Below are 22,151 nucleotides of genomic sequence, written 5' to 3'. Positions count from 1 at the left end.
GCGCGCCGAGCGCGTGCAGAGCCTGATGCCGAGAGCCGCAGAGTTCGGCATCAACGACTTCGGGGACAGACCATGCCGCAGCCAATGAAGCAGCTCGACCCGGGGGCGTCCCCCCAGGAATGGTTCGGAAACGAGCTGCGCAGACTCCGCCTTGAGCAGGGCCTGTCCGCCAAGGAGTTGGGCCGGTTAGTGCAGGTCAGCGACGACATGATCTTGTCGATCGAGAAGGGCAAGTACCCCAGCTGCCGCCGTGATGTCGCTCAACGGCTCGACGACATCCTGCGCACCGGTGGGCTGTTCGATCGCGCGTGGCCGATGGTCTTCGGCAACCGCGATGCCGAGAAAAAGCGGCCTGATGCCGATAAGCCTCCCACGCGCGGGAAGGCGAGCCCCGCCCAGGCGTCGGCAGGCCGCATCCTGGGCAGAGACGAACCCACTCCGCGCCCTGGGAGCCATGAGCCCGTGATTCGACGCTCGTTCCTCCACCTGAGCGGCCTCGCCGCCATAGCCCCCCTCGACCTCACCAACCTCTTCGCCTCCTCCGAGTCCCTTCCAGCAACCGTCAAGCCGAGTCACATCGATCAGGTTCTGGCTGCTGCCACCGCCATCAGCGGCATGGACAACGAGCTGGGCGGCGGCGGCATGGTCCGTGACGTGGCCAGTCGTGCGATGCAGTGGTCGGCCGGCCTGCTGCAAGCCCAGTGCCCCGAGCACCTACGCACCGAGTTGTTCGCCGCTGTATCCCGACTCGGGATCGTGGTGGGCGCCTCCGCCTTCGACGCCTATCACCACGATGAAGCCACCCGGACGTTCCGGTTCGCAGCAGACTGCGCTGAGGAGGCCGGGCACTGGCATCTGCGGGCCAAGACGTACTCGTTCCTCGCACGGCAGGCCGTCTGGATCGGAGCACCCGATGACGGCCTGACCTACGCCGAGAAGGGGCTCGTCCGCTCCGACCGCCTGACCGCGACGGAGCAAGCGATGCTCCACACCGCACGGGCCCGAGCCTTCGGGAAGATGGGCAACGTGCGCGACACGATGGCGGCTGTCGGCGCTGCGGATGAGGCGTTCGCCCGTGCGTGTCCTGCCGAAGACGCGCCGTGGATGGCCTACTACGACGAGGCGCAGCACAACGGGGACACAGCCCACGCCCTGTTCGATCTCGCCGTGCTCGCCGGGCAGGACCCCGGTCGGGCAGCGCGCCGCTTCGACACGGCCGTGAAAGGGCACGCGGACGCCTACAAGCGGTCGCGGGCGATCTCACGGACCAAGCTGGCCTCTCTGATCATGGCCAAGGGTGACCCGCGCCAGGCGGCGGCACTCGGTCATCACGCCCTGGACGAGGTCGGCCGACTCACTTCCCGGCGGGCCGCCGATGATCTGCGGCAGCTCGGCAACTTCGCTTCGAAGCATCGGAGGGTTCCAGAGGCAACGGGGCTGCGAGAGCGCATCGCCGCTACGGTTTCCGCATGACCACTTCGGCAGCAGCACCCGCGCGCCAGGTCCTGGAGCAGGCGTGTGCTGCGGCCGGGCTGGACGCTGGGGAGGCGGAGCCGCTTCGTCTGGCCGAGAACCAGATATGGCGGCTCCCCGGTCAGCGAGTGATCGTACGAATCGCGCGCGAGGGCCAAGGCGCTGCGACGGCTCGTGAGGTACGCGTCGCGCGCTGGCTCGCCCAGGAGGCCGTCGCCGCCGTTCGCCTGTTCGACGTGGAGCAGCCGATCACCGCAGACGATAGACCCGTGACCTTCTGGGTGGAGCTCCCGCCGCAGGAGCACGGATCCGTCGAAGACGTCGCTCGCCTCCTGTCCCAGCTCCACTCCTTGCCCACACCGGACATCGACCTGGGATACCTCGATCCCTTCGTCCGAGTCAGCGAACGACTGCAAGCAGCCACCACGATCAGCAGCGAGGACAAAGAGTGGCTGCACGGCCTACACCGAGACCTCTCAGCCGCATGGGCCGAACGGCCGGCCGGTCTACCCGACCGGGCTGTGCACGGCGACGCCTGGCCCGGCAACATCGTCCGCACGGCCGACGGCGTCCTGATGATGGACCTGGAGCGTTTCTCTGTAGGCCCTCCGGAGTGGGATCTGGTGTCCACTGCGGTACGAGCGATGACCACGGGCGCGGTCAGCATGCGCGAATACGACCAGTTCTGTGAGGTCTACGGGTACGACGTGACGGAGTGGGAGGGGTACTCCCTCCTCGCGCGCGCCCGAGAGCTGCGGATGGTGACATACGCGGCCCAGCACGCGGCCAGCCACGTGGAGTGGAGGGTGCAGGCGCAGCACCGGATCGACTGCCTGCGCGGTCGATCCGGCCCGCGGCCGTGGTCATGGAAGGGAATTTTCTGACGAAAGGCCGATCGGCTAGCTCAGATGACTCCGATGAACTCCAACTTCCACTGGAAGCACCGACGGCACAGCTTTTCGGTGTCCTACGGCGGCGCGTAGGGGTACCCCTCGGGGGTGATCGGGTTGTGGCACTGACGAGCGCCAGCACATTCAGCGGGAGCCCCAGAGCTCCGGCTCCAGCTCGGGGGACGTCTCCTCGGCCTCGTCTCCGGGAAGAAGGACGACCGGCTCGATCATGCCGAGTAGTAAGAGTGGCGTAGCTGCGCCAGCGGTGGTAGTCAATCGGCGGCCCCATCAGGGTCGACGGCCTTGGCCTCGGCAAACGTGCCGTACTCGGTGGAGCGGTTGAGCAAGGTGAAGTCCATGTCGCCGGCGGTCAACCGACTGGTGTAGTAGTGCCCGGTGGCAGCCATGGGCTTGAGACCCGTCACCGTTATGCGGCAGGCCCCCTCATGGCGGGGGCTGCGATGCTGATGCTCCACGCGGGGGGTGTTGTCGTACAGGAAACCGATCTCGGCGGTCCCGGAGTTCTCGGGGGCGCCGATGGTCGCGTTACTCGACCGCGAGGTGCTCTCCCTCGTCCGGAGGGTAGCGTGCAGGCTCCAGAAGGTCTGCTCGATCGTCATGTAGGTGGTGATCGGTCCCCGGTTTCCCCCTTCGGGTATGTGGCTATCGGGGCTCGGGCGGAGGGTTACGCGCCATGTGCCGGTGACCCAGGGTTTGCTGGTGAAGCGATGGATACCAGGCCAGCGCCAAGCCCACTTGTCGAAGACGAGCACGCCGTACCCAACGAGGGCTGGAATGTAGGCGAAGAGGTACCGGAACTCGGAGGGGTACAAGCCGAGGACGAGCAGGGCGACCGTGTAGAGGGTGGCGGCGATGGTGGCGCCAGTTCGGATGGTGCTGGCCACGTTCATCATCAGCTCTCGTAGTTGAGGTATCGCCAGGCGGACACGATCAGGTTCTGAGCGTCCTTCTCGTCCCATTTCTGGCCTGTGCCGAAGACCTTCTTCATCTTGTTCGGCTCCACCATGCGCTGGGCGCCAAACCAGGTGCTCGTGAGCTGCCGGTGGATCTCCAGGAGGCTCGCGCGGACCGCGTCGTCGAAGTCGCCGGCGAGCAAGATCCGGTCCGGCACGTTGTAGACGAGGCACTCGGAGAAGTACGACGGCAGCGCCTTGATCACGCCCTCCTCCGCCAGGTCGTTCTCCACGTTCTTGAGCACGCGTACCACGAACTTGTACCGACGCTTGGTGTTGGCGTTCTTCTCACGGCCGTTGGCAAGCTGGAGCTCGGGCCAGTTGATGACCTTCTTGCCGTCACGGCCATAGACGACGCTCCCCTCGTACTGGCCCTCCGGAGCCGTCTGGTCGCGCACTACCCATTTGAAGCAGGGCACCACGTCGATGCTTGGACGGCTGCCGGAGACCTCGGGGATGTAGAAGGCGAGGTTGTGGTCCGCGTCCACCGAGCCGAAGTGATCGGCGAGCGCGACATGGACTTCCTGGCGAAGCTTGTCCTTGGTCCACGGGCCCGTGTAGCTGGGGGGCTGGCCGAACCACCATGCCGCCATCCCGTCAACGTGAACGGGGTCGTTGAGCTTCACCATGATGTCCACGTCGCTGTCGCCGCGGACGTTGGTTTTGTTGGGGTAGGACCCCTTGGCCGCCACCGTGATGTCGAGGCCCTGGAACGGCGCGTGCTGACGGACCGCTTCCTTCACCATGCGTTCCGCACGCTCCAGCCGATCCTGCTCTGAGCGCCCCGGTGGAACCTTCCACTTACTGATCAGATCGAGTCGCTGCGCGTTAGTCAGCTGCTTCGCCATGAACCCCTCCCTGCTTCCGCCCTACCCCATCGGAAGCCTACGAGCAGGGTCTGACTTTGATACTCGTAGCGGGTTCCGGTGGTCGTGGCTCAGGGTCTGACTGACGTCCTGCTGGACTGTCCTGCGACTGTTCTGTCCGGCTGCCGGGACCCGTTCTCCATGGCTCCGGCCAGGTGGAACATGACCTGATAGGAGCTTGGCCAGAGGCCCCCTCAATGTCCTGTCTGACCCACCCGGCCGGCGTCACCTCCGGCCCGGAAGGCAGCTGACAGGATGACCGTGACGATCACGCCCGCCCACTGAACCGGAGTCGGTGTTCAGCGGAGTGGACTTCCACGCGGACACGATCAACGCCGCTGTCATCACCGACCGGGGCGGCCACATCCTCCGACGCCGAGTTCCCCACCACGGACGCCGGATACGCTGCGGCGATCGCCCGCAGCCGCAGGGCCTCCTGCGCCGACGGCGACAGATGCCGCGCGTCCCCCACCAGATCGCTCACGCCCCATCAAGGGCCCAGAACCCGAACCGTTTCTGATCAATAGCGCCCGGTGGCGGCCCTTACCCGCGCCCCCGCGGCGCCACACAGGTACGTTCGGTGAAGAACCAGCCCCCTTTGGAGCAGGTGGCGCCCAGGACCCGGCCCTTCTCCCGAAGCCAGGGATAGCGGCCTTGCAACTCCGCAAAGTTGTCGTTCGTCACGACCATCGCGCCGGATTCATCCGCGATGACTGCCACGAGGGCGTCGCCCTTGCCCTCGGTGCCGGCTGGCGGCTGGATGATGTCTCCCTTGCTAAGGGCGGCCTCCACGGCCTCACGTTCCGCGTTCGCGACCTTGTGCCGGAAGCTGGCGTCGACCACGACATGAATGTCGGCCTGCGGGTACTTCTTGGCCAGCGCCGCCCGCGCGGCCTGAAGCTGAGAGAAACTCGGGTGATCGTCGTCTTCGTAGACCCCCGGACGGACCGGTGAACGACCGATCCAGGCGAGGTTGGAGCCGTCGACGACTACGGTGTGCGGGCCACCGTCGAGCGGCACCGGACGCGCCTTCGGAGGCGCGGGAACGGGGCGGGCGCCTGCGGCCGAGGCTGCCGTCCCGAGGGGGTCCGGATTCGAGTTGCCCTTCAGCAGGCGGCCCAGCTCTTTCCGGACCTCGGGCGTGGGGCCACCCGAACCGAAGCTCTCGACCTCTTGGTCGACCACGACCTCGCCCGTGTGCTCCAGGGTGGCCTTGACGTGGAGCAGGCCGTTGGAGTCGTACGTGTACTCCAGGTCGAAGCGGGACTCGTCGCGGACCCGCGGCGTGGGGTACGTGAGGGTGAGTTCGGTGAGCTGCACGTTGTCGCGGTGGGCGAGCTCCTTGTCCGGGTCGCCCTCCCAGATCTCCACGGACAGCTTCCGCGCGTGGTCCTTCTGCGGCGTGTAGCTCTTGCGCTCCTTCCAGGGCAGCGGCGAATTCCTGGGGATGATCTGGCTGAACCGCTTGCGTCCCGAGGAGTCCTTGACCATCGTGCCGAGGGCATGGCTGGTGGCGACCTGGATGACTCCTTCGGTCTCACCGGCGAGCACAGCCGCCGCGATCGACGCGCCGCGCGCGACCGCTGTCATCGGATCGCACAGTTCGGTAGGCACGGGCTCCGTCTGGAGTGCCTCGGCGACCGCGGCCCGCACGCTGGGGATCTGGCTCGTACCGCCGATCATGAGGATCTCATCCACGTCGAGCGGGGCCATGTGCAGGTCCTTCAGGCACTGCTCCACAGGCCCGAGGGCGCGGTCGACGAGGTCGCCGATTGCCTCCTCCAGTTCGCCCTGGTGGATCTCGACGCCGACACCGTCGGGGGTGACCACCGTGACGGACGGCTGGGAGGAAAGCAGGATCTTGTTCCGCTCCACGTCCAGCCGGAACTGGCGCTCCTGTGCCGGAGTCCAGGCCCTGCGCGCAGGCGCTCGCTCGAGCACGAGTTCACGCAGCCGCCGGTCGATCTCCAGGCCGCCGAGCTCTGTCACTCCGCGTGACGCGCGCTCCTCGAAGAACCCGTCCGAGTAGTCGAGCACGGTCACATCGATGGTGCCACCGCCCCAGTCGAAGACCAGGATCTGGGAGTCCTCGCGGAAGTCGTGGACGTACGAGATGGCAGCCGCTGTCGGCTCGTTGAGCAGAGCCTGTACCTCGATGCCGGCGAACCGCGCCGCTGCCCTGGTCCGATACCGGGCGGCGCCCGTCGCGTTGGCGGGCACAGTAATGACGGCGCGATCGATGTCGGTGAGGTTGTGCTGGGCGCCGTCGCGCATGGCGGTGAATACACCCGCCGCGACGGTGGTCGCCGCGAAACGCCTGCCCTGGATGGTCACGTACTCGTCGCTCTTGAGGAGACGTTTGCAGGCTTCGGCCGCCTCCTCGGAGCGGAGCTTGGCCTCCCAGCCGAACAAGGGGCCGCGTCGAAGCGAGCTGACACCCACGACCGAGGGGAAGAGCTGTTCAAACCCGGGCCGCCGCCAGTCGGCATCGATGTGGTGGGCGTCGAGTGGCAGTACCTCGGCGTCGTCGCCCTGCCACTGGGCCACGACGGAATTGGTCGTACCGAAGTCGATTCCTGTCGAGGTCACTTGGCATCGTCTCCCCGCACGTCCGCCGCACTGGTCCCGTCACGCTCCGCCAGGGTCCTCGGGGCTGGGATGCGGCGGAGTTGGCCGGCGAGCAGCAGCTTGTCCGTCGCCTGGTCCACGTAGGCCGGCCGGAGCAGCTCGAATCCCTCGCCTTCGCCCTCGACGACGACGAAGAGTTCCTGCTCGTCGGCCTCCTCGACCACACGGACCCCCATGTCGATGAGGGAGGCGCGCACCGCCCGGCGGATGGCCTTCGCTCCCTGTTCGGGCGTGCTCGCGAGGACGTCGGTCTCGACCAGCCGCGCGATGTGCTCGTCCCGCGTCCTGAATGCCTCCAGCACCCCCTGACGCAGCGCCGCGTTGACTGTGGCGGGGGTTGGACGGGCGTCCTGCGGAAGCTGCGCGATCAGCTCCGAAGCTCGCTCGGTGAATCGGGCGAGGAGCTGCGCCGGATGAAGGAGTTCCTCCGGCCTGAGGGTGCGCAGTTTCATGTCCGCCGCGAACTCCTGGTTCTCCTTGCGGCGGGTCCGCCCCGTGGGCTTCTTGGCCTGTCCGGCCGCGTTCAGGCTGCTCTTGCGGCGTGCGGACTCGCTGCTCATGAAGTCGTCCTGTGGTCGTGATCGGGGCGCCGGGGCGCAGTCAGCAGGGTGGGGAGAAGATCGGCGATCGCGCGGTTGCGTATCGCTGCGAGGTCAGCGTCGGCCCGGTGCGTGGTCCGGCGCGGCATCGCGACGGGTCCCGGCGTCAGGGACCTCGGTCGCACCGTGGGCAGTCGCAGGGACGCAGGATCCAGCGGCAGCACGAAGAAGTCGGACCAGTCCTCGGTCCGCTCGGCCTGCTCAATCCGGCGCTTCGCCCAGTTGGCCTGCGCCGCCAGGTCGAGGTCGTCCCGGTCGGCCCGTCTGCGCTCGCGCCACTGGTGCTTCCACTGCTCACTCTTGTGCGGCAGCCCCAGCTCCAGATACGGATTGGCGGGCTGGTCCCGATCGTTGCGCCTGGTCCCCCGCCGACGGTCCAGCAGAGCCAGGTTCTCCTCGACCCGCCGGTCGGTTCGGGCGACACGCGCCAGCGAGACGTAGGCGAGGTCGAGATCGTCATTGAGCAGAGCAAGGTAGGCGAACATGTTCCACGCCTCAGCCGCGTGCTCGGCTGACGCGCCTTCGTGATCGACGAGCTTGTCCACCTGTGCCTGGGCTTTCTTCCTCTCGCCCTGGCAGATCAGGTCGTAGGCATGCCGCAGCGCCACGAGGGCGTAGAACGGCCCGCGCGCCGGATTTACCGCGGCCCTCGGCTCCCACAGGGAGCACATCAGCCGCCACAGCCCGCGGTCGGCGGGGATGTCCGGGTCCCAGGAGCCCGTGACTGCGCCATCGCGCACCTTGCGCAGGCGAAGCACCAGCTCGCGAGGCAGCAGCCTCTCGAGTTCCTTGAGGACGTCCGTCTCACCATCCGCGACACGCAGGAGCAGGTCGTAGAGGCTGCCCGGTGCCGGCTGGACCGGGTCGCCCGCCAGGAACGCCTCCCGCTCGCCGGGCTCGTCCCAGCCGAGCGAGCGGGCAAGGGCGGCATCCGTCTTCTCCGGTGCGAGCCTGGCAAGCAGGTAACGCTGTTCGTCGGCGTCCGCCCGCAGGGCCCACGGCTGATGGCCGCGGTCCAATACGCCTGCCTCGATCAGGTCGTCGATGATGCCTAGGGGCGCCCAGGGGACGATGGCCCCCAGATGGTGCGTGGACAACTCTTTCAGGTTCCCGCGGGCAAGAGCCTGCTGAAGCACGAAAGCACCGGTGGGATCCGCCTCAGCACCGCGGGGGATGTTGTCCGTGCCGAGGTCAGCCGCCGGGACCGCTCCCATGATTACCGCGAGTCGGCGCTCACCAGCCGGGGAGAGCCAGGGCAGGCCGACTTCGTAGACGGTGGAGAGCACGGCGGCGGTCTGCTCGACGGCCCGGCCCGGTTCGACGGCTTCGAGCAGGGCCTTAACGGCGTGGACAAGTTGGGGTGTCGGCTGTCCGTCCAGACAGGAACGAACGGTGTCGGCGCCCCACCGCAGGGTTTCGTCCTCGGCGTTCGTGGACTCCAGCAGCCCGCGCAGCACATCCTCGACACGCGCCACCGCCTCCGCACCGAAGACCCCGGCCCTGCGCCACTTGCGCAACGCGAATCCGTCGACCACGCCCCCGGAACTGGTGACCGCGGCGGAGCGTCGGGCGGACCGCCGAGCCCGCCACGCCTCGACCATCTCAGCGCGTGTCACCGACTCCGTAAACGGCGGTGCCCCCGCTCCGAATCCACCGATCCGATCGGCCGAAGCGTCCTCGTTCCCCATGCGCCCCGCTCGTCTCCCGCGTTCGAAACCTGCATCGTATTTTGACAGGTCTTCTCAGGTGGCGGCAGACACCCTCACTAGGGTGCGATGTGCCGCGCGCCCGGCCCAGCCCAGGTCCCGTCGGCTCGCCAGGTGAGGAGCACGCTGAAAGCGCCATCGACCGCGTCAACCACCCATGGCTCCGCCGGTTCGCCGCCCAACACGACGACGAGGAACTCCGCCTGGCCTTCCGTACGCAGGTGGGACACCTCCATGAGGTGGAGCACTGACTCCCGGATGGACGGGTATGTGCTGTCCTCGCTGCCCAGTACGTCGAAGAGCACGGTGCCGTCAGCCCGCGTGCACCAGGCGTCCACGAAGGCGCTCTCCCCGACCTCCGACGCACTGTCGTAGAGGTCGGCGAGCAGGCGGTGCCGGAGCGCTTCGTGGGACCGGTCCGACCGCGCCGCCACCGTGCGGGCGACCACCAGGTGTTCCAGGTTGCTGCTCGCTGCGGCCGGCTGGTCTTCCTTCGCCTGCTCCTCTTCGACGAGCAGGGGTGCCGGGTCGGTGGGGGACATGGTCGTCCTTCGGGGCTCGGGAAGGGAGTCGGTGACGGCCGGCGGTCTGCGGTAGTCCGTACCGGGTTCGCTCACGGTCAGCAGGGAGCGGCCGTCGGGCGAGAGCCGCCACTGGAAGTGGCTGCCCTTGACGATGACACGGGTCTCGAACAACTCGATATCCGCAGTCCGCAGATCATCGGCGAGCGCTCCACGCATCGCGCGTACGAAAGTTTCATCGGCCATACCGCGAATCTGCCCCACCCGCTCGTATCCGGCGCAGGCGGAGGCGGTGGCGTGCACCGCTTCTGCCTCGAGCAGGCGGACCGGTTCCTCGGCACCGAGCAGTGGTCCGCTCTCCCTCACCGGCGCGGTCAGCGCCGATCTCCGCGCGGCCCGGGCCTCCTTGCCCACCCGGGAAGCGACGCCCTCCTCGAACTGCGCGAAGCTCCGCTCCGCGTGCACCGCGTCGTAGCCCGTGATCGTGTCGGCCTCGGGACTGAGTACGATGCGGAATCCCTCGAGGTCTAGCACCCAGGTGCCGTCTGCGGCGCGCAGGTGCCGGGCCCGCTCGACGAACGCGGCCAGCATGGTGTGCAATTCCACCGCCGCTTCGCGTAGGCCGCCCCGGTGCCGTACGACGAAGGCCCCGCACGCCCCCGAGCTGACCCGCACGGCGGCACGCTGCCGTGCATCGAGGTTGAGACGGCCCTGGTCCTGCGCATCGACGATTGGAGCAAGCCGCCGGGGCTGGGCCACGACCACCGGTTCAGCCGTGCGGAAGCCCCCGCAGGGGGCCGTCCTGCACCACTTGTCTGGGTGGTGAGTGGAATGGGTGCACGGAGTCCCGTCAGCGAAGTACCTGCTGCACAGGCTCGCCGCAGGATCCGCGACCGAGCCCTCCGCCTCATGAGGGGACGGCGAAGGAGCGGATGTGGCAGTGGGCGCGGGAAGGCGGTCCGGGCCTCCGATCTGCGGGGGCAGGGGCAGGGCGTGGACGACGGTCAGCGACTGGGTACACCGCGTCAGCGCGACATACAAATGCCTCGGGCCTACAGCCTCGTCTGTGACGATCTCGGCAGGCTCCACCACGACGACGTGGTCGAACTCGAGACCCTTCGCCTCAGCCGGGGTGAGGACGGCAAGGTTCCCGAGACTCTCCGAACCAAACGCGCGCGCGATATCGCTGGCCCACTCGCCGCCCGGCGGCACGATCACGCCGATCGAGCGTTCATCCGCTCCGGCAGGTGCGCTCGCCCGTAGCCGTGCCACGGCCTCAGCGGCCAGAGTGCCTACCTCCGCCCCCTGGATCACGGTGACGCCCGCGCCCGTGTCGCGCACCGAGTCGGGCACTGTCACGCCGGGTGCGCAGTGCTCGCCCAGCCGGGCCACGAAGTCCATGACCTCTCCTGGTACACGGAACCCCGTGAGCAGTTGGGTGACCCGCCATCCGCCCTGGCCGGCGAGCACCGCCCCGAGCCCGTCCCAGTCCTGGTGGAGGTAGGGCCCGGTCGACTGCGCGAGGTCGCCGAGCACCGTCATCGAACCGCTGGGGCAGCGCCGTGCCAAGGCCCTGGCCTCCATCGGTGTGACGTCCTGTGCTTCGTCGATGACCAGGTGCCCGTACACCTTCTGGGGGCGTCCGCCCAGTACGTATTCCAGCTCATCGAGAAGGACCATGTCTTCGCGGCTCAGTTCCGTCCGCGAGCGCGCCGTACGGCTCCCCGGACCGGCTCCCTGGCGGGGTGCGGTGAGCAGATCCTGTTCGGCGGCCGACAGAATGCCCTCGGCGGCGCGGCTGAGGCTGGCCCCACCGGAGAACAGGCCCCGCAGAATGTCCTGGGCCGCAAGGCTGGGGCAGATCCGCTTGAGGAGGCGTACGACGGGGCGGGCCCTGGCCGTCACGGCCAGGTAGTCGATGTCGGCAGGGCCTGGCAGCAGCCCAACGTAGACATCGGTCAGGTGCTGCGTGATCCGCTGTGTGCAGCGCTCCCGACGCACCTGGTACGGACTGTCGCCGACCAGCGCCGCAGCAGCGATCTCCGCTATCTCCTCCACAGGGACAACGACTTCGCGCCGGTTCAGCTCGAAGGTGAAGACCGGCCCGCCCACGAGCGCGGTCAGCCGGTCCACCGAGCTCGTCGTCTCGCAGTCGACGGCCCTGCGCAGCACCGCGGCCATCCTCGGATCGGCCTTCACCGCGGCAATCGGACGGGGATCTCGGGGCGACGCTGCCGCCGACCAGAGCGCGGGAAGTTCGAGCATCGACACGTCGTCGCTGCCGAGTTCGGACAGGGTGACGCCCACGTAGTCGAGGAATCCCCGATTAGGGCCGATGACGAGGATTTCCTTGGCGGTCCGGTGCTTGTTGTCCAGCAGCCAGGTCACGCGGTGCAGGCCGACCGCCGTCTTGCCCGTGCCCGGACCGCCCTGGATCACGAGCACGCCCGCAGGCTCCTCCGCCACGAGCCGAAGCTGTTCCCGCTGGATGGTCTCGACGATGTCGTGCATCGAGCCATCACGCGCACGGTCCATCTCGTCGAGGAGCGGATCACGCCACGCCGATTCCTCGGTCCCTGTATCCGGCGCGTCGACGGCGACCGGTACCGCCGGTGGTTCCGCTTCCGCCCCGTGGAGATCAAGATAGCGCTTGACCACCTGCTGATCACAGATGATTTGGCGCAACAGCCGCACCTGCCCCGGATCCCGCTCGCTGGTCAGCCGCCAGTTCACCGCGGCCTGCGAACTCCAGGAGACCACGACGGGATTCCGCTGCTCGTCGCGCACCACGCGCCGACCAACGTAGAACGTCTCGCGGCCCTCACCCTCGTCGACATCGGCCCTCATGAAGACGAGGGACTTGCCTCCGATGTCGAGCGACGCCAGCTCCCGCTCCCAGGTCCGCCGGGCATCGATGGAGTCCTTGCCGCTGGCCGCGACGTCGAGGCCGCTCAGCTCCGACGCCTCCTGCCGGGCCCGCTCCAGGCAGGAATACGCGCGGTCGACCGCACGCTGTTCAGCAGCAAGCACAGTTGCACGTCGGGTGCGCTTCGGCATCCTCGCTCTTCCCCCTCCAACCGCATGCAACGCAACGGGCCAGCGAGCACGGCGGATGCTCCTACTGTAAGTGCGCGTTGATCGTTGCTTGGCGCTGCTCCAGAAGAATCAGCCCTCTGGGCGGCTCTCCACGACAGCGGGCTCCCCCGTACTCTGCGCAGCGGTCATCCTGCCGAGGAGCATCAGAAGCTGGGCGCTCTCCCTCGTCTGACAGATGTACCACCTCTCGCAGATTCCTCCGGAACAGGGTTCTCCCTGTTCCGGGATCACAGCATCGCGAAATATGTCAGGCGACCCACTGGGGAACGACCCGGCTGAGAATCGGGGTGCGGTCCCCCGGGAACCGTGCGGGAACGATCGTCAACGACTTCAGGACGCAGCCCAGGAGCATGCGCCGGTCTGCCATCGTCGACTCCGCCCACGCGTCCGCCAGCGCCTCTCCGTCCGCGAAGAAGACCGAGAGGTCAGCTTCGCGTGCGAGTTCGGCCGCTTCGAGGTCGAGTGACTCGATCACCGCCGACTGCTCGGCTGCCAACGTCTTGAACCGGTCTTCGGACAACGTGCCTTCCACGTAGAAGTCGTGTTCCAGTTTGTCGCGGCGTGTCCTCGCCGCGTCGAGGCCGGCCATGACCTCCTTGCGGCGCTGTTCCTTCTCCACGTCGTGGAAAACCGCCCAACGCCGGACGATGGCGTCGAGGCCCGGGGATCCGTGTTCGAGAGCCGAGACGTGGCTCAGCCACATCGCCTCGACCGCCGCGTCCATACGCGGCGCGCGGACCACCACGCCGGGGCAGGCGTCCTTGCCGTACACCGATCGGGTGCGGCACCTGTACATGAGGCTGCGGGCGCTGCCGCTGCCACTGCCGGTCATGCCCTTCCCGCAGTACGGGCAGGAGAAGATGCCTCCGAGAAAGGTGGCGTGCGGGCGTTTCCCGCGTGATCCCCCGCCCATCTTCGTGATCCTCGCCTCGATCAGCGCGAGGATCCGGAGCCGCTCCCCCGGGCTGACGACACCGGTCCCGATCACCACCGGATTCCCTTCGGCGTCCCGCACGGGCTCGGCCGAGGGCACCCAGACGTCGAGGGGCTGGCCGTGCTCGTCGAACCGCCTCTCCTTGGTCGGCAGCAGGCCGGCCCATGCCGTCGAGCGCACCATGCGCGTGATCGCGCGGGCGTCCCAGCGGGCGCCGTCGCGCGTCCGGATGCCGTCCCGCTCCAGGTCGTGGGCCACGCGCATCGCGGACTTCCCGGCCAGCAACTCGTCCGCGATGCGACGGGCGTGCGGGTACTCGGCAGGGTCCGGTTCGATGTGTCCCGACCCCAGGGGAGACCGGACGCCGTACGGTGTGCGACCGCCCGGCCAGCGGCCGGCGGTGCGTGCCGCGTTCTTGCCGGTCGTCACCCGCAGGGTGAGGTCCTTGATCTCCTCGCGTGCGCGTTCGGCCAGGATCGCGAAGACGATGCGGGCACCCGGCTGGCTGGAGTCCAGGCGTTCCTGGAGTACGAAGAGCCGAGCCTGCCGGCGGTCGAACTCGTCCAGAGCCGTGCCTATGGCAGCCATGCCCCGTCGGTCGAAGCGGTCCGTCTTCCAGACGGCGAGCGTCTTGATCTTGCCGTCCATGACGGCGGCCATCGCGCCTTCGAGCTTCTCGCGCCGCACGTGCTGCTTGGAAGCGCTCCGCTGCTCCAGCCAGACCTTCCGGACGGTGAGCCCCTGCAGAGCCATCTCCCGGCGCAGGTCGCGCGCGTGCTGCTTGAGGGTCTCGAGTGTCTCCCTCTTCTTGCTGCGGCGCAGGTAGAGGTCGACCAGCTCCTCCGGGGTCTTTCCCGCCAGCTCCTCGGGAGAACCGTCCCGGAACTCCTCTGCCGTCTTCTTCGCCATAGTGCCCTCCTACCTCACAGATCCGGCCGCTCCAAACGGCATCTGTGCAGGTGAGGGCTGGTGTGTACTACTCGGCGCTCTCCCAGGCCAGCGCCAGGAACCGTTCGATCCGTCCGAGGTCCGGCTCGACGGCGAGCGAGACGGCGATGATCGCGTGATCGACGTTGGCGGCGAGGATCTGCCCCTCGGACCGCCGGGACGAGGTGGAGCGCACGAAGGCGGTGCGCCGCGGCAGGTACGCCCGTACGTAGCGGGGGATGCCGCCCTCGGGGTCGACGACCGCCCAGTCGCCGGTGCAGATCACACGCAGCGGGTCGTGCGGGGTGACGAGCGCCGTGTCGGCGCGGACGGTCCCGGCCGCGGTGACGACGTCGCACTGGTCCCGGTCGACCCGTACGACCCGCCCGGGCACCATTCCGCGTTCGGCGTACGGCGCGCACCGTGAGGTCGCCGTCCCAGCCGTAGGAGGCGAGCAGGTGCGCCGCTCCGCGGTCGGTGACGGAGGCGCCCCGGAGAAAGCGCGGGGAGGAGGACGCGGAGGGAGCGGAGGGAGTTTCGGAAGAGGAGTGGGCGGAGGAGGGGAGAGACAAGGGAGATCCTTCACACGGGTGGCCCCGGCAACGCACGCACGCGTACGGCGTACGCCATACGGCAAGAAAGGAGCAGGTCAGCCGGTGGCCACGGAAATGGGGGTGATGAATTTCGGGTTCCGGGCAGCGCCCGGCACGGTGACCGTCATCAACGTCCTCACCTCCGTGTGTTTCTCGATGCCCATGGCCGTGCCTCGCGCACGGCGGCGAGGCCACACTAGCCGGTCGCCGGCACCGGGCCAACGCGTCTTTCGGTACTCCGCCGCCGGGCGTCGGCGGCGGCCCGCTGCGGTGGCGACCGCCCCGATTCTGTTGAAGGGTGTCAGGGAGCAGCGGCGCAGCGGCCACCCACCCCTGCCCGGTGGCCGTCTGTCCCGGCCCGTCCCTGCCGCGGGACGAACACGAATGACGCGAATGAGGTGAGCGGCCGTGGCGAGCACTTCACCCGGGGTGCCGGGCACGCCGTGCTGGGTGAGCCTGACGACGCAGGACATGCGGGCCGCCCAGGACTTCTACGGCGCGGTGTTCGGCTGGGAGTTCGCGCCCGACGTCCAGGCGGACGGGTACGTGGTCGCCCACGCGGACGGCGAACCGGTCGCCGGTCTCGTGGAGTCCGCGGAGAGCATGGGGGTCCGGCTGCCGGTCGCCTGGACGGCGTACTTCGTGGCCGAGAGCGCCGACGCGGCGGCCGGACGTGTGCGGGAGCGGGGCGGGACGGTCGCCGTGGGACCGTTGGCGTTCGGCCGGGGGCGGATCGCCTGGGCGGCCGATCCGCTGGACGCGGCGTTCTGCATCTGGGAGGGACCGGCCTCCCCGGAGTGGCAGGCGGGCCGGGGAACCGGCGCCGTGGCATGGCTGGAGTTGCACACCAGGGACCCGTTCGCGTCCGCACTGTTCTACGGCGGGGTGTTCGAATGGGACGCCCATCCGGACGTCGTCGACGTGCGCTACGAGCACGACCGGGTGATGCTGCGGGCCGGGGGCCGCACGGTGGCGGGGATGTACGGCGGCGTTCCGGAGTCGACGGAGGCGGCGATCCGCCCCCAGTGGCACGTCCACTTCTGCCGCGACGACGTGGACGGGGCGACGGCCCGCGCGGCCGCGGCGAACGGCACCGTCGTGACTCCCCCGCAGGAGACGCCGCTCGGGCGAACGGCGACGATCCGCGACCCCGAGGGGGCACTCTTCCATCTGTCGTCCGCCGAGGACGACCCCTCCTGACGCACGACCCCCCGCCGGTGACCCGAGCCTCGGGGAGCCCACTCCTCCGACGCGCACACACCTCACCTCGTATGTGATTTCAGGCACATACGAGGTGAGGTGTGTGATGTTTCACCGCTCCGGCCCGCTGACCTGGTCGGGTGCTCCTGATGCGGGAGGGCCACCGGGAAACCGGGAAACATCACTGAGGGGTGGGGCATTTGAGCCCGCGCAGGTCGCACGCGTATCGACCGTTGAGCATGAGACGCCGGGCGTGGCTGACGCTCGGCGCCGTGGTTCTTGGGGGAGCCGGCGTGGTCACCGTGGCCACCGCGAATCCGTCCGACCCGCCGCGGCCGACCGGGCCGCCGGAGCGGGCGGCGAAGCTGCGCACGCTCGCGCTGGCCCGGGGCGGCGCGACGGAGCGCGAACTGCCGGCCACCGACGCGGCGCCGTTCTCCCTGGTCGGCATCGGCTGGGACGGCGACGCCGCCCAGCTCGACGGCACGGCACAGGTCCGTACCCGCAGCGCCGCGACCGGCAAGTGGTCCGGTTGGCAGTCGGTCGAGTTCGACGCGCACCGCCCCGACGGTCCGGAGGGCGCGAAGCGGGCGGCCTCGGAGCCGCTGTGGGTCGGCCCGTCGACCGCCGTCCAGGTGCGCGTCCACTCGGGCACCTCCGGACGGGCCCTGCCAAAGGGGCTGAAGCTGCACATGGTGGACCCGGGCGTCAGCAGGGCGGAGTCGAAGAACACGGCGGCTCCGTCCGCGCGGCTGAGCTCGCCCGGCCCGGAGATGGACAATGCCGCGTTCCCGGTCGAGGAGTCGCCCTCCGCGACCGCGTCCGGCACGGCCGCTCCTTCGGAGACGTCCACGCAGGACCCGCTCCCGAGCGATCCGCCCGCGCCCTCCGACTCCGCCACTCCGACCGAAACGGCCACCGGCACGGCCGACCCGACCGCGACGCCCACGCCGACCGCGGCCAAGCCGGTCGCGCCGCCGTCGACGGTCCGGCAGCCCCCGATCATCGGCCGTGCCCAGTGGGGCGCGGACGAGTCGCTCGTCGCCGACCCCGCCGAGTACATCGACCGGGTCCAGGCGGTCTACATCCACCACACCGTGGGGACCAACGACTACAGCTGCGCCGAGTCCGCGGCGCTGGTGCGCGGCATCATGACGTACCACGTCAAGACCAATGGCTGGAACGACCTCGGCTACAACTTCCTGGTCGACAAGTGCGGCCAGATCTTCGAGGGCCGGGGCGGCGGCGTCGACCTTCCCGTCAGGGGCGCCCACACGTACGGCTTCAACAGCTACTCCACCGGCATCGCGTTGCTCGGCGACTTCGAGGGCGACCCGGCGACCGGCAAGCCCGCCGGCCGACCGTCGAAGGCGGCGCTGCAGTCTGCCGCCAGGGTCGCCGCGTGGAAGCTCGGCCAGTACGACGGCGACCCCAAGGGCACCGTCACGCTGACCGCGCAGGGCAACACGGGCAAGTACACGACCGGCCAGTCGGCCACGATGAACGTGATCTCCGGGCACCGTGACGCGTTCGCGACGGCCTGCCCCGGCGAGAACCTGTACGCCCGGCTCCCCGCCATCCGGGACTTCGCCGCCGGCCCCGGCCGCAACTCCTCGATCCCGACAGCCGACTACAACCGCGACGGCATCAACGACCTGGTCGCGGGTCTGCCCAGGGCCGACGGCGGCGCCGGCCGGGTGACGGTCCTGCCGGGCACGACGGACGGTCCGAGCACGGCGGTGCGCACCGTGATCGGCCAGAACAGCGCGGGAGTGCCGGGGGATTCGGAGGACGGCGACCAGTTCGGCACCTCCTCCGCGTGGGGCGACTACAACGGTGACGGCCACGCCGACCTGGTCGTCGGCACCCCCGGTGAGGACGACGAGTCCGGCCACACCGACACCGGCTCGGTGACCGTCCTGAACGGCCCCGGCCTGAACTCCGGCGTCAGTTACATGACTTCACCCGCCTACCGGGTCACGGGCGACAAGCTCGGCACCGCCGTCACCACCGGCGACTTCAACGCCGACGGCACGGCGGACGTCCTGTCGGTGGCACCGGGCAAGCCGGGCCGCTGGTGGGTCTTCGAGTCCAAGAACCCCACGTACGCCACGAAGGCCGGCTGGCTGAGCAACACCGCCAACACCTCCGTGGTCTCCTTCGCCTCCGCGGCGAGCGGTGACTTCGACAACGACGGCTACGCGGACGCGGCCGTCACCTACCGCGACTCGGCGGGCGTCGGCCGACTGCTCGCCCTCAAGGGCTCGGCCACCGGACTGCAGCGGGTCGGCATCCTCTATCCGCGCGGCGGCCGCTCGCTGGCGGCCGGCGACATCAACGGCGACGGATACGACGACCTCGTCATCGGCCAGCCGAACGCCACCGAGTCCGGTCACACCGCGAAGGGCGGGGCCGTGGCCACGGTCCTGGGGTCGGCGACCGGACTGACCACGACCGGCCGTCAGACCTTCCAGCAGAACACCACGGGCATCCCCGGCTCCGACGAGTCCGGTGACACCATGGGCGCCTCGGTCTCCGTCGGCGACGTCGACCTCGACGGGTACGGGGACGTCCTGACCGGTCTGCCCGGCGAGGACCTCACGCGGGGCGGCGTCAACCGGTCCAACGCCGGAATGGTCATCCTGATCCGCGGCTCCGCCACGGGAATGACGGCCACCGGGTCGGTCTCCTACCACCAGGACACCACCGGCGTGCCCGGTTCGACCGAGCCGAACGACCGGCTCGGCTCCGCCGTGTCGCTGACGGACCTGTCGGGAAACTCGCGGGCGGACCTGGCCCTGGGCGCGGACGGCGAGGACGCGAACAACGGCACGATCCTGCAGTTGGACAACAGCGGCGCCTCCGGCGTCATCCCCTCCTCGGGCGTCTACTACGGCCGCACACTGCTCGGCGCGCCCGCGGGTGTCGGCATCGGCCGGCTGATCACCCCGTGAGCCGGTGACGACCGAACCGCAACCGACGGCACGGGTGACGCACAGGTCGTGACCCGTGACCGGTAACACGTCACGCACCACCACCGGGCAGCGGCGCCGCAGCGTACGTCTTCGCACCCTGCGGCGCCGCACCGCGGCCCGGCTGACGGGACCCCGGTGGGCGGCGTCTACCGGCTCGCCGGCGGCTCGGCGGACTTCTCCAGCACGTCGACGAGCGTGGGCACATGGCTGCCCTCGACGCTCTTCACCGAGGTGACCAGGGTGACCGGGCCGCCGCGGACGAGTGCGCGCAGCCGTTCCAGGGCCTGCGCCGCCGCACCGTCCTCGAGTTCCGTGCGGTAGCGGGCGTCGAACTCCTCGTACCGCGAACGGTCGTGGTGGTACCAGCCGCGCAACTCACCGGACGGGGCGACCTCCTTGAGCCATGCGTCGACGGCGGCCCGCTCCTTGGAGACACCGCGCGGCCAGAGCCGGTCGACCAGTACACGGGTGCCGTCGTCCGGGTCGGGGGCGTCGTAGACCCTGCGCACCTTGATGGTCACCATGCCGTCAGCCTGCGGTGCGGGACGGCGTGGCGCAAGCGTGGGGATCCAACCTTTCGTCGCATTGACGATAACCCTCCCGCTCGATATCGTCTTGATGACGAAAAGAGGGGGTAGCCACATGGCCGACATCACCAGGCGCTTCGGTTGGCGCCATCTGCGTTCCGCGCCCACCGCACACGTCCGCCACCACCGCCACGGCCGGCTCGCCCACGACGGCCCCGGCCTCAGCTTCTGGTTCCGGGCCCTGACCGCCGTACTGTCCGAGGTGCCCGTCGACGACCGGGAGCTGGCCATGACCTTCCACGCCAGGACGTCCGACTTCCAGGACGTGTCCGTGCAGGCGACGGTGACGTACCGGATCAGCGACCCGGCGACGGCGGCCGCCCGGCTGGACTTCTCCGTCGACCCGGACAGCGGCACCTGGCGGGGAGCGCCGCTGGAGCAGATCGCGACCCTGCTGACCGAGACCGCCCAGCAGCACGCACTGGACGTGCTGGCCCGCACCCCCCTTTCGGCGGCCCTGGTCGACGGTGTCGCCGCCGTGCGGGAGCGGATCTCCGGCGGGCTGGGCGCGGAACCGCGGCTTTCCGCCACGGGCATCGAGGTGGTGGCCGTGCGCGTCATCGCCCTGCGTCCCGAGCCCGAGGTCGAACGGGCCCTGCGCACCCCCGCCCGCGAGCAGATACAGCAGGAGGCCGACCGCGCGACGTACGAGCGGCGGGCCGTGGCTGTGGAGCGGGAGCGGGCCATCGCTGAGAACGAGCTGGCCAGCAGGATCGAACTCGCGCGCCGGGAGGAGCAGTTGGTCGACCAGAAGGGCACCAACGCCCGGCGCGAGGCCGAGGAGAGCGCCGCGGCGGACGCCGTGCGCGCCGAGGCGGAGGCCGCCCGGAAGGTGCGTCTCGCCAAGGCCGAGGCCACCGCGGCGCGCGAGGTGGGCGAGGCCCGCGCCGAGGCCCAGGCCGCGTGGCTTCGGGTGCACTCCGAGGCCGACCCGTCGACCCTGCACGCCCTGGCCGTCACCCGGCTCGCGGAGAACCTGCCGCGCGTCGACAGCATCACCCTCTCCCCCGACGTCCTCACCGGACTGCTCGCACGGCTGGGCGGGACGGGAGCGGACGGAGCGTGAGCCTCGCCCCTCGTGCCGTGATCGTGCACCGCACCACCGAGTACGAGGAACTGCTCGCCCGCCACGGCACGCACGGCCAGGCCGAGTTCTTCCTCACCTCCCGCGGCCGGAGCGTCCGCGAGGTCGCCGAGCGGCACCGGCGCACCCGCCAGGCACTGGCCGCCGTCTCGGCGGCCGTGCCCGCGCGGTGGCGCCGGGCCCGGGTGGAGCGGTCGGACCTCGACCGGTTCCTGTTCGCTCCCGAGGACGTGGTGGTCGTGGCCGGACAGGACGGGCTCGTCGCCAACACGGCGAAGTACCTGTCCGGTCAGCCGGTGGTGGGCATCGACACCGATCCCGGCCGCAACACCGGCGTGCTGGTACGGCACCGGCCCGGCGACACCGGGCGGCTGCTGCGGGCCGCCGTCGGCCGCGGAGCCACGACGGAGGAGCTCACCATGGTGGAGGCGGTCGCCGACGACACCCAGCGGCTCGTCGCGCTCAACGAGGTCTACCTGGGCCGGCCCGACCACCAGACGTCCCGCTACCGGCTGGCACTCGACGGCGGCAGGGGCGGTCCCGCGGGACCGGCGCGGGCCGCCGCGGGCGGGGGCGGCAGGAGCGCCGGGGGTGCCGGTCACGAGTCCGACGGGGCCATGGCCGGTGAGGCGCAGGCGTCCTCCGGGGTGCTCGTCGGCACGGGGACGGGTGCGACCGGCTGGCTGCGGTCGCTGTGGCGGGAACGCGGCGGCGGCCGGCCGCTGCCGGCACCCGGCGAGGCGCGGCTGCTCTGGTTCGTACGGGAGGCCTGGCCCTCTCCCGCGACCGGGACGTCGCTGGTCGACGGGGACCTGACGGCCGGGCGCGGGCTGCGGCTCACCGTCGAGTGCGACCGGCTGGTGGCTTTCGGTGACGGCATGGAGTCCGACGCACTCGAGCTCACCTGGGGTCAGTCGGTCCGCGTCGGGGTGTCGGACACGTCGCTGAGGCTCCTCGTCTGACCTCCCCTCCGGGAGGGGATGCGTCGGCCCCGCCTGCGGGAGGGGTCGGCGGGCGGGGCCGTTCGCGGGGCGGCGAGGGGGGCCGCCCCCTTCGTGGGGGGCAATCGCGGACCTCGGATACCCGGGGCGTACGGGT

15 protein-coding genes and 1 pseudogene are annotated in these 22,151 nt (G+C 69.9%); 6 read left to right on the top strand and 10 right to left on the bottom strand.

Going from position 1 to position 22,151, the window contains the following annotated elements; translation table 11 throughout:
- Positions 1-84 precede the first annotated feature (84 nt).
- A complete protein-coding gene (locus QMZ92_RS20665) occupies positions 85-1,473 on the top strand; it encodes a helix-turn-helix domain-containing protein (RefSeq protein WP_283298865.1) in 1,389 nt (462 codons plus the stop codon).
- Complete coding sequence (locus QMZ92_RS20660; protein WP_283298864.1) at positions 1,470-2,357, top strand: phosphotransferase family protein; 888 nt, start codon at positions 1,470-1,472, stop codon at positions 2,355-2,357. Before QMZ92_RS20665 ends, QMZ92_RS20660 begins: the two co-directional genes overlap by 4 nt.
- A 278-nt stretch (positions 2,358-2,635) precedes the next feature.
- On the opposite strand, the gene QMZ92_RS20655 is transcribed toward QMZ92_RS20660, so the two are convergent.
- The 9 genes and pseudogenes from QMZ92_RS20655 to rsgA all read right to left on the bottom strand — a co-directional run.
- Positions 2,636-3,268, bottom strand: coding sequence for a Cap15 family cyclic dinucleotide receptor domain-containing protein (locus QMZ92_RS20655; protein ID WP_283298863.1), 633 nt, complete (start codon positions 3,266-3,268; stop codon positions 2,636-2,638).
- 8 nt (positions 3,269-3,276) lie between these two features.
- A complete protein-coding gene (locus tag QMZ92_RS20650) occupies positions 3,277-4,185 on the bottom strand; it encodes a nucleotidyltransferase domain-containing protein (RefSeq protein ID WP_283298862.1) in 909 nt (302 codons plus the stop codon).
- A 286-nt stretch (positions 4,186-4,471) separates the two neighbouring features.
- Positions 4,472-4,687, bottom strand: coding sequence for a hypothetical protein (locus tag QMZ92_RS20645; protein ID WP_283298861.1), 216 nt, complete (start codon positions 4,685-4,687; stop codon positions 4,472-4,474).
- Between the two features lie 59 nt (positions 4,688-4,746).
- On the bottom strand, positions 4,747-6,792 hold the full coding sequence (locus QMZ92_RS20640) for an Hsp70 family protein (protein ID WP_283298860.1): 2,046 nt from the start codon (positions 6,790-6,792) through the stop codon (positions 4,747-4,749).
- On the bottom strand, positions 6,789-7,391 hold the full coding sequence (locus tag QMZ92_RS20635; protein ID WP_283298859.1) for a hypothetical protein: 603 nt from the start codon (positions 7,389-7,391) through the stop codon (positions 6,789-6,791). Before QMZ92_RS20635 ends, QMZ92_RS20640 begins: the two co-directional genes overlap by 4 nt.
- Complete coding sequence (locus QMZ92_RS20630; protein ID WP_283298858.1) at positions 7,388-9,046, bottom strand: hypothetical protein; 1,659 nt, start codon at positions 9,044-9,046, stop codon at positions 7,388-7,390. The genes QMZ92_RS20635 and QMZ92_RS20630 overlap by 4 nt, the downstream gene beginning before the upstream one ends.
- A gap of 149 nt (positions 9,047-9,195) precedes the next feature.
- The gene (locus QMZ92_RS20625; RefSeq protein WP_283298857.1) at positions 9,196-12,687 is read right to left on the bottom strand and encodes a HelD family protein; all 3,492 of its coding nucleotides are present in this window, start codon (positions 12,685-12,687) and stop codon (positions 9,196-9,198) included.
- A 313-nt stretch (positions 12,688-13,000) separates the two neighbouring features.
- The gene (locus tag QMZ92_RS20620; RefSeq protein ID WP_283298856.1) at positions 13,001-14,596 is read right to left on the bottom strand and encodes a recombinase family protein; all 1,596 of its coding nucleotides are present in this window, start codon (positions 14,594-14,596) and stop codon (positions 13,001-13,003) included.
- Positions 14,597-14,672: 76 nt separating this feature from the next.
- Positions 14,673-15,072, bottom strand: a pseudogene (gene rsgA, locus QMZ92_RS20615) (GTPase RsgA); the annotation flags it as partial.
- Positions 15,073-15,636: 564 nt separating this feature from the next.
- On the opposite strand from rsgA, the gene QMZ92_RS20610 reads away from it, so the two are divergent.
- Both QMZ92_RS20610 and QMZ92_RS20605 read left to right on the top strand, forming a co-directional pair.
- Entirely contained in the window at positions 15,637-16,407 is a 771-nt protein-coding gene (locus tag QMZ92_RS20610; RefSeq protein WP_283298898.1) for a VOC family protein, read from the top strand.
- 239 nt (positions 16,408-16,646) lie between these two features.
- Positions 16,647-19,361, top strand: coding sequence for an FG-GAP-like repeat-containing protein (locus QMZ92_RS20605; protein ID WP_283298855.1), 2,715 nt, complete (start codon positions 16,647-16,649; stop codon positions 19,359-19,361).
- 167 nt (positions 19,362-19,528) lie between these two features.
- Here QMZ92_RS20605 and QMZ92_RS20600 read toward each other — a convergent pair whose 3' ends face one another.
- Positions 19,529-19,906, bottom strand: a complete 378-nt coding sequence (locus tag QMZ92_RS20600; protein WP_283298854.1) for a DUF488 domain-containing protein — start codon at positions 19,904-19,906, stop codon at positions 19,529-19,531.
- A gap of 118 nt (positions 19,907-20,024) precedes the next feature.
- On the opposite strand from QMZ92_RS20600, the gene QMZ92_RS20595 reads away from it, so the two are divergent.
- Both QMZ92_RS20595 and QMZ92_RS20590 read left to right on the top strand, forming a co-directional pair.
- A complete protein-coding gene (locus QMZ92_RS20595) occupies positions 20,025-21,035 on the top strand; it encodes an SPFH domain-containing protein (RefSeq protein WP_283298852.1) in 1,011 nt (336 codons plus the stop codon).
- Complete coding sequence (locus tag QMZ92_RS20590; RefSeq protein ID WP_283298851.1) at positions 21,032-22,015, top strand: NAD(+)/NADH kinase; 984 nt, start codon at positions 21,032-21,034, stop codon at positions 22,013-22,015. Before QMZ92_RS20595 ends, QMZ92_RS20590 begins: the two co-directional genes overlap by 4 nt.
- The last annotated feature ends 136 nt before the right edge of the window (positions 22,016-22,151 follow it).

This window comes from Streptomyces sp. HNM0645, from assembly GCF_030056615.1.
Classification (GTDB): Bacteria; Actinomycetota; Actinomycetes; order Streptomycetales; family Streptomycetaceae; genus Streptomyces; species Streptomyces marianii.
Note: the sequence above shows the minus strand (reverse complement) of the source record. Positions and strands in the feature narration are given on the sequence as shown.

What these genes read in the sequence shown, in the direction of transcription:
- QMZ92_RS20665 (WP_283298865.1), top strand. Translation starts at nt 85, where the DNA reads ATGAAGCAGCTCGACCCGGGGGCGTCCCCCCAGGAATGGTTCGGAAAC.
- QMZ92_RS20660 (WP_283298864.1), top strand. Translation starts at nt 1,470, where the DNA reads ATGACCACTTCGGCAGCAGCACCCGCGCGCCAGGTCCTGGAGCAGGCG.
- QMZ92_RS20650 (WP_283298862.1), bottom strand. Translation starts at nt 4,185, where the DNA reads ATGGCGAAGCAGCTGACTAACGCGCAGCGACTCGATCTGATCAGTAAG.
- QMZ92_RS20635 (WP_283298859.1), bottom strand. Translation starts at nt 7,391, where the DNA reads ATGAGCAGCGAGTCCGCACGCCGCAAGAGCAGCCTGAACGCGGCCGGA.
- QMZ92_RS20620 (WP_283298856.1), bottom strand. Translation starts at nt 14,596, where the DNA reads ATGGCGAAGAAGACGGCAGAGGAGTTCCGGGACGGTTCTCCCGAGGAG.
- QMZ92_RS20605 (WP_283298855.1), top strand. Translation starts at nt 16,647, where the DNA reads ATGAGACGCCGGGCGTGGCTGACGCTCGGCGCCGTGGTTCTTGGGGGA.
- QMZ92_RS20600 (WP_283298854.1), bottom strand. Translation starts at nt 19,906, where the DNA reads ATGGTGACCATCAAGGTGCGCAGGGTCTACGACGCCCCCGACCCGGAC.
- QMZ92_RS20595 (WP_283298852.1), top strand. Translation starts at nt 20,025, where the DNA reads ATGGCCGACATCACCAGGCGCTTCGGTTGGCGCCATCTGCGTTCCGCG.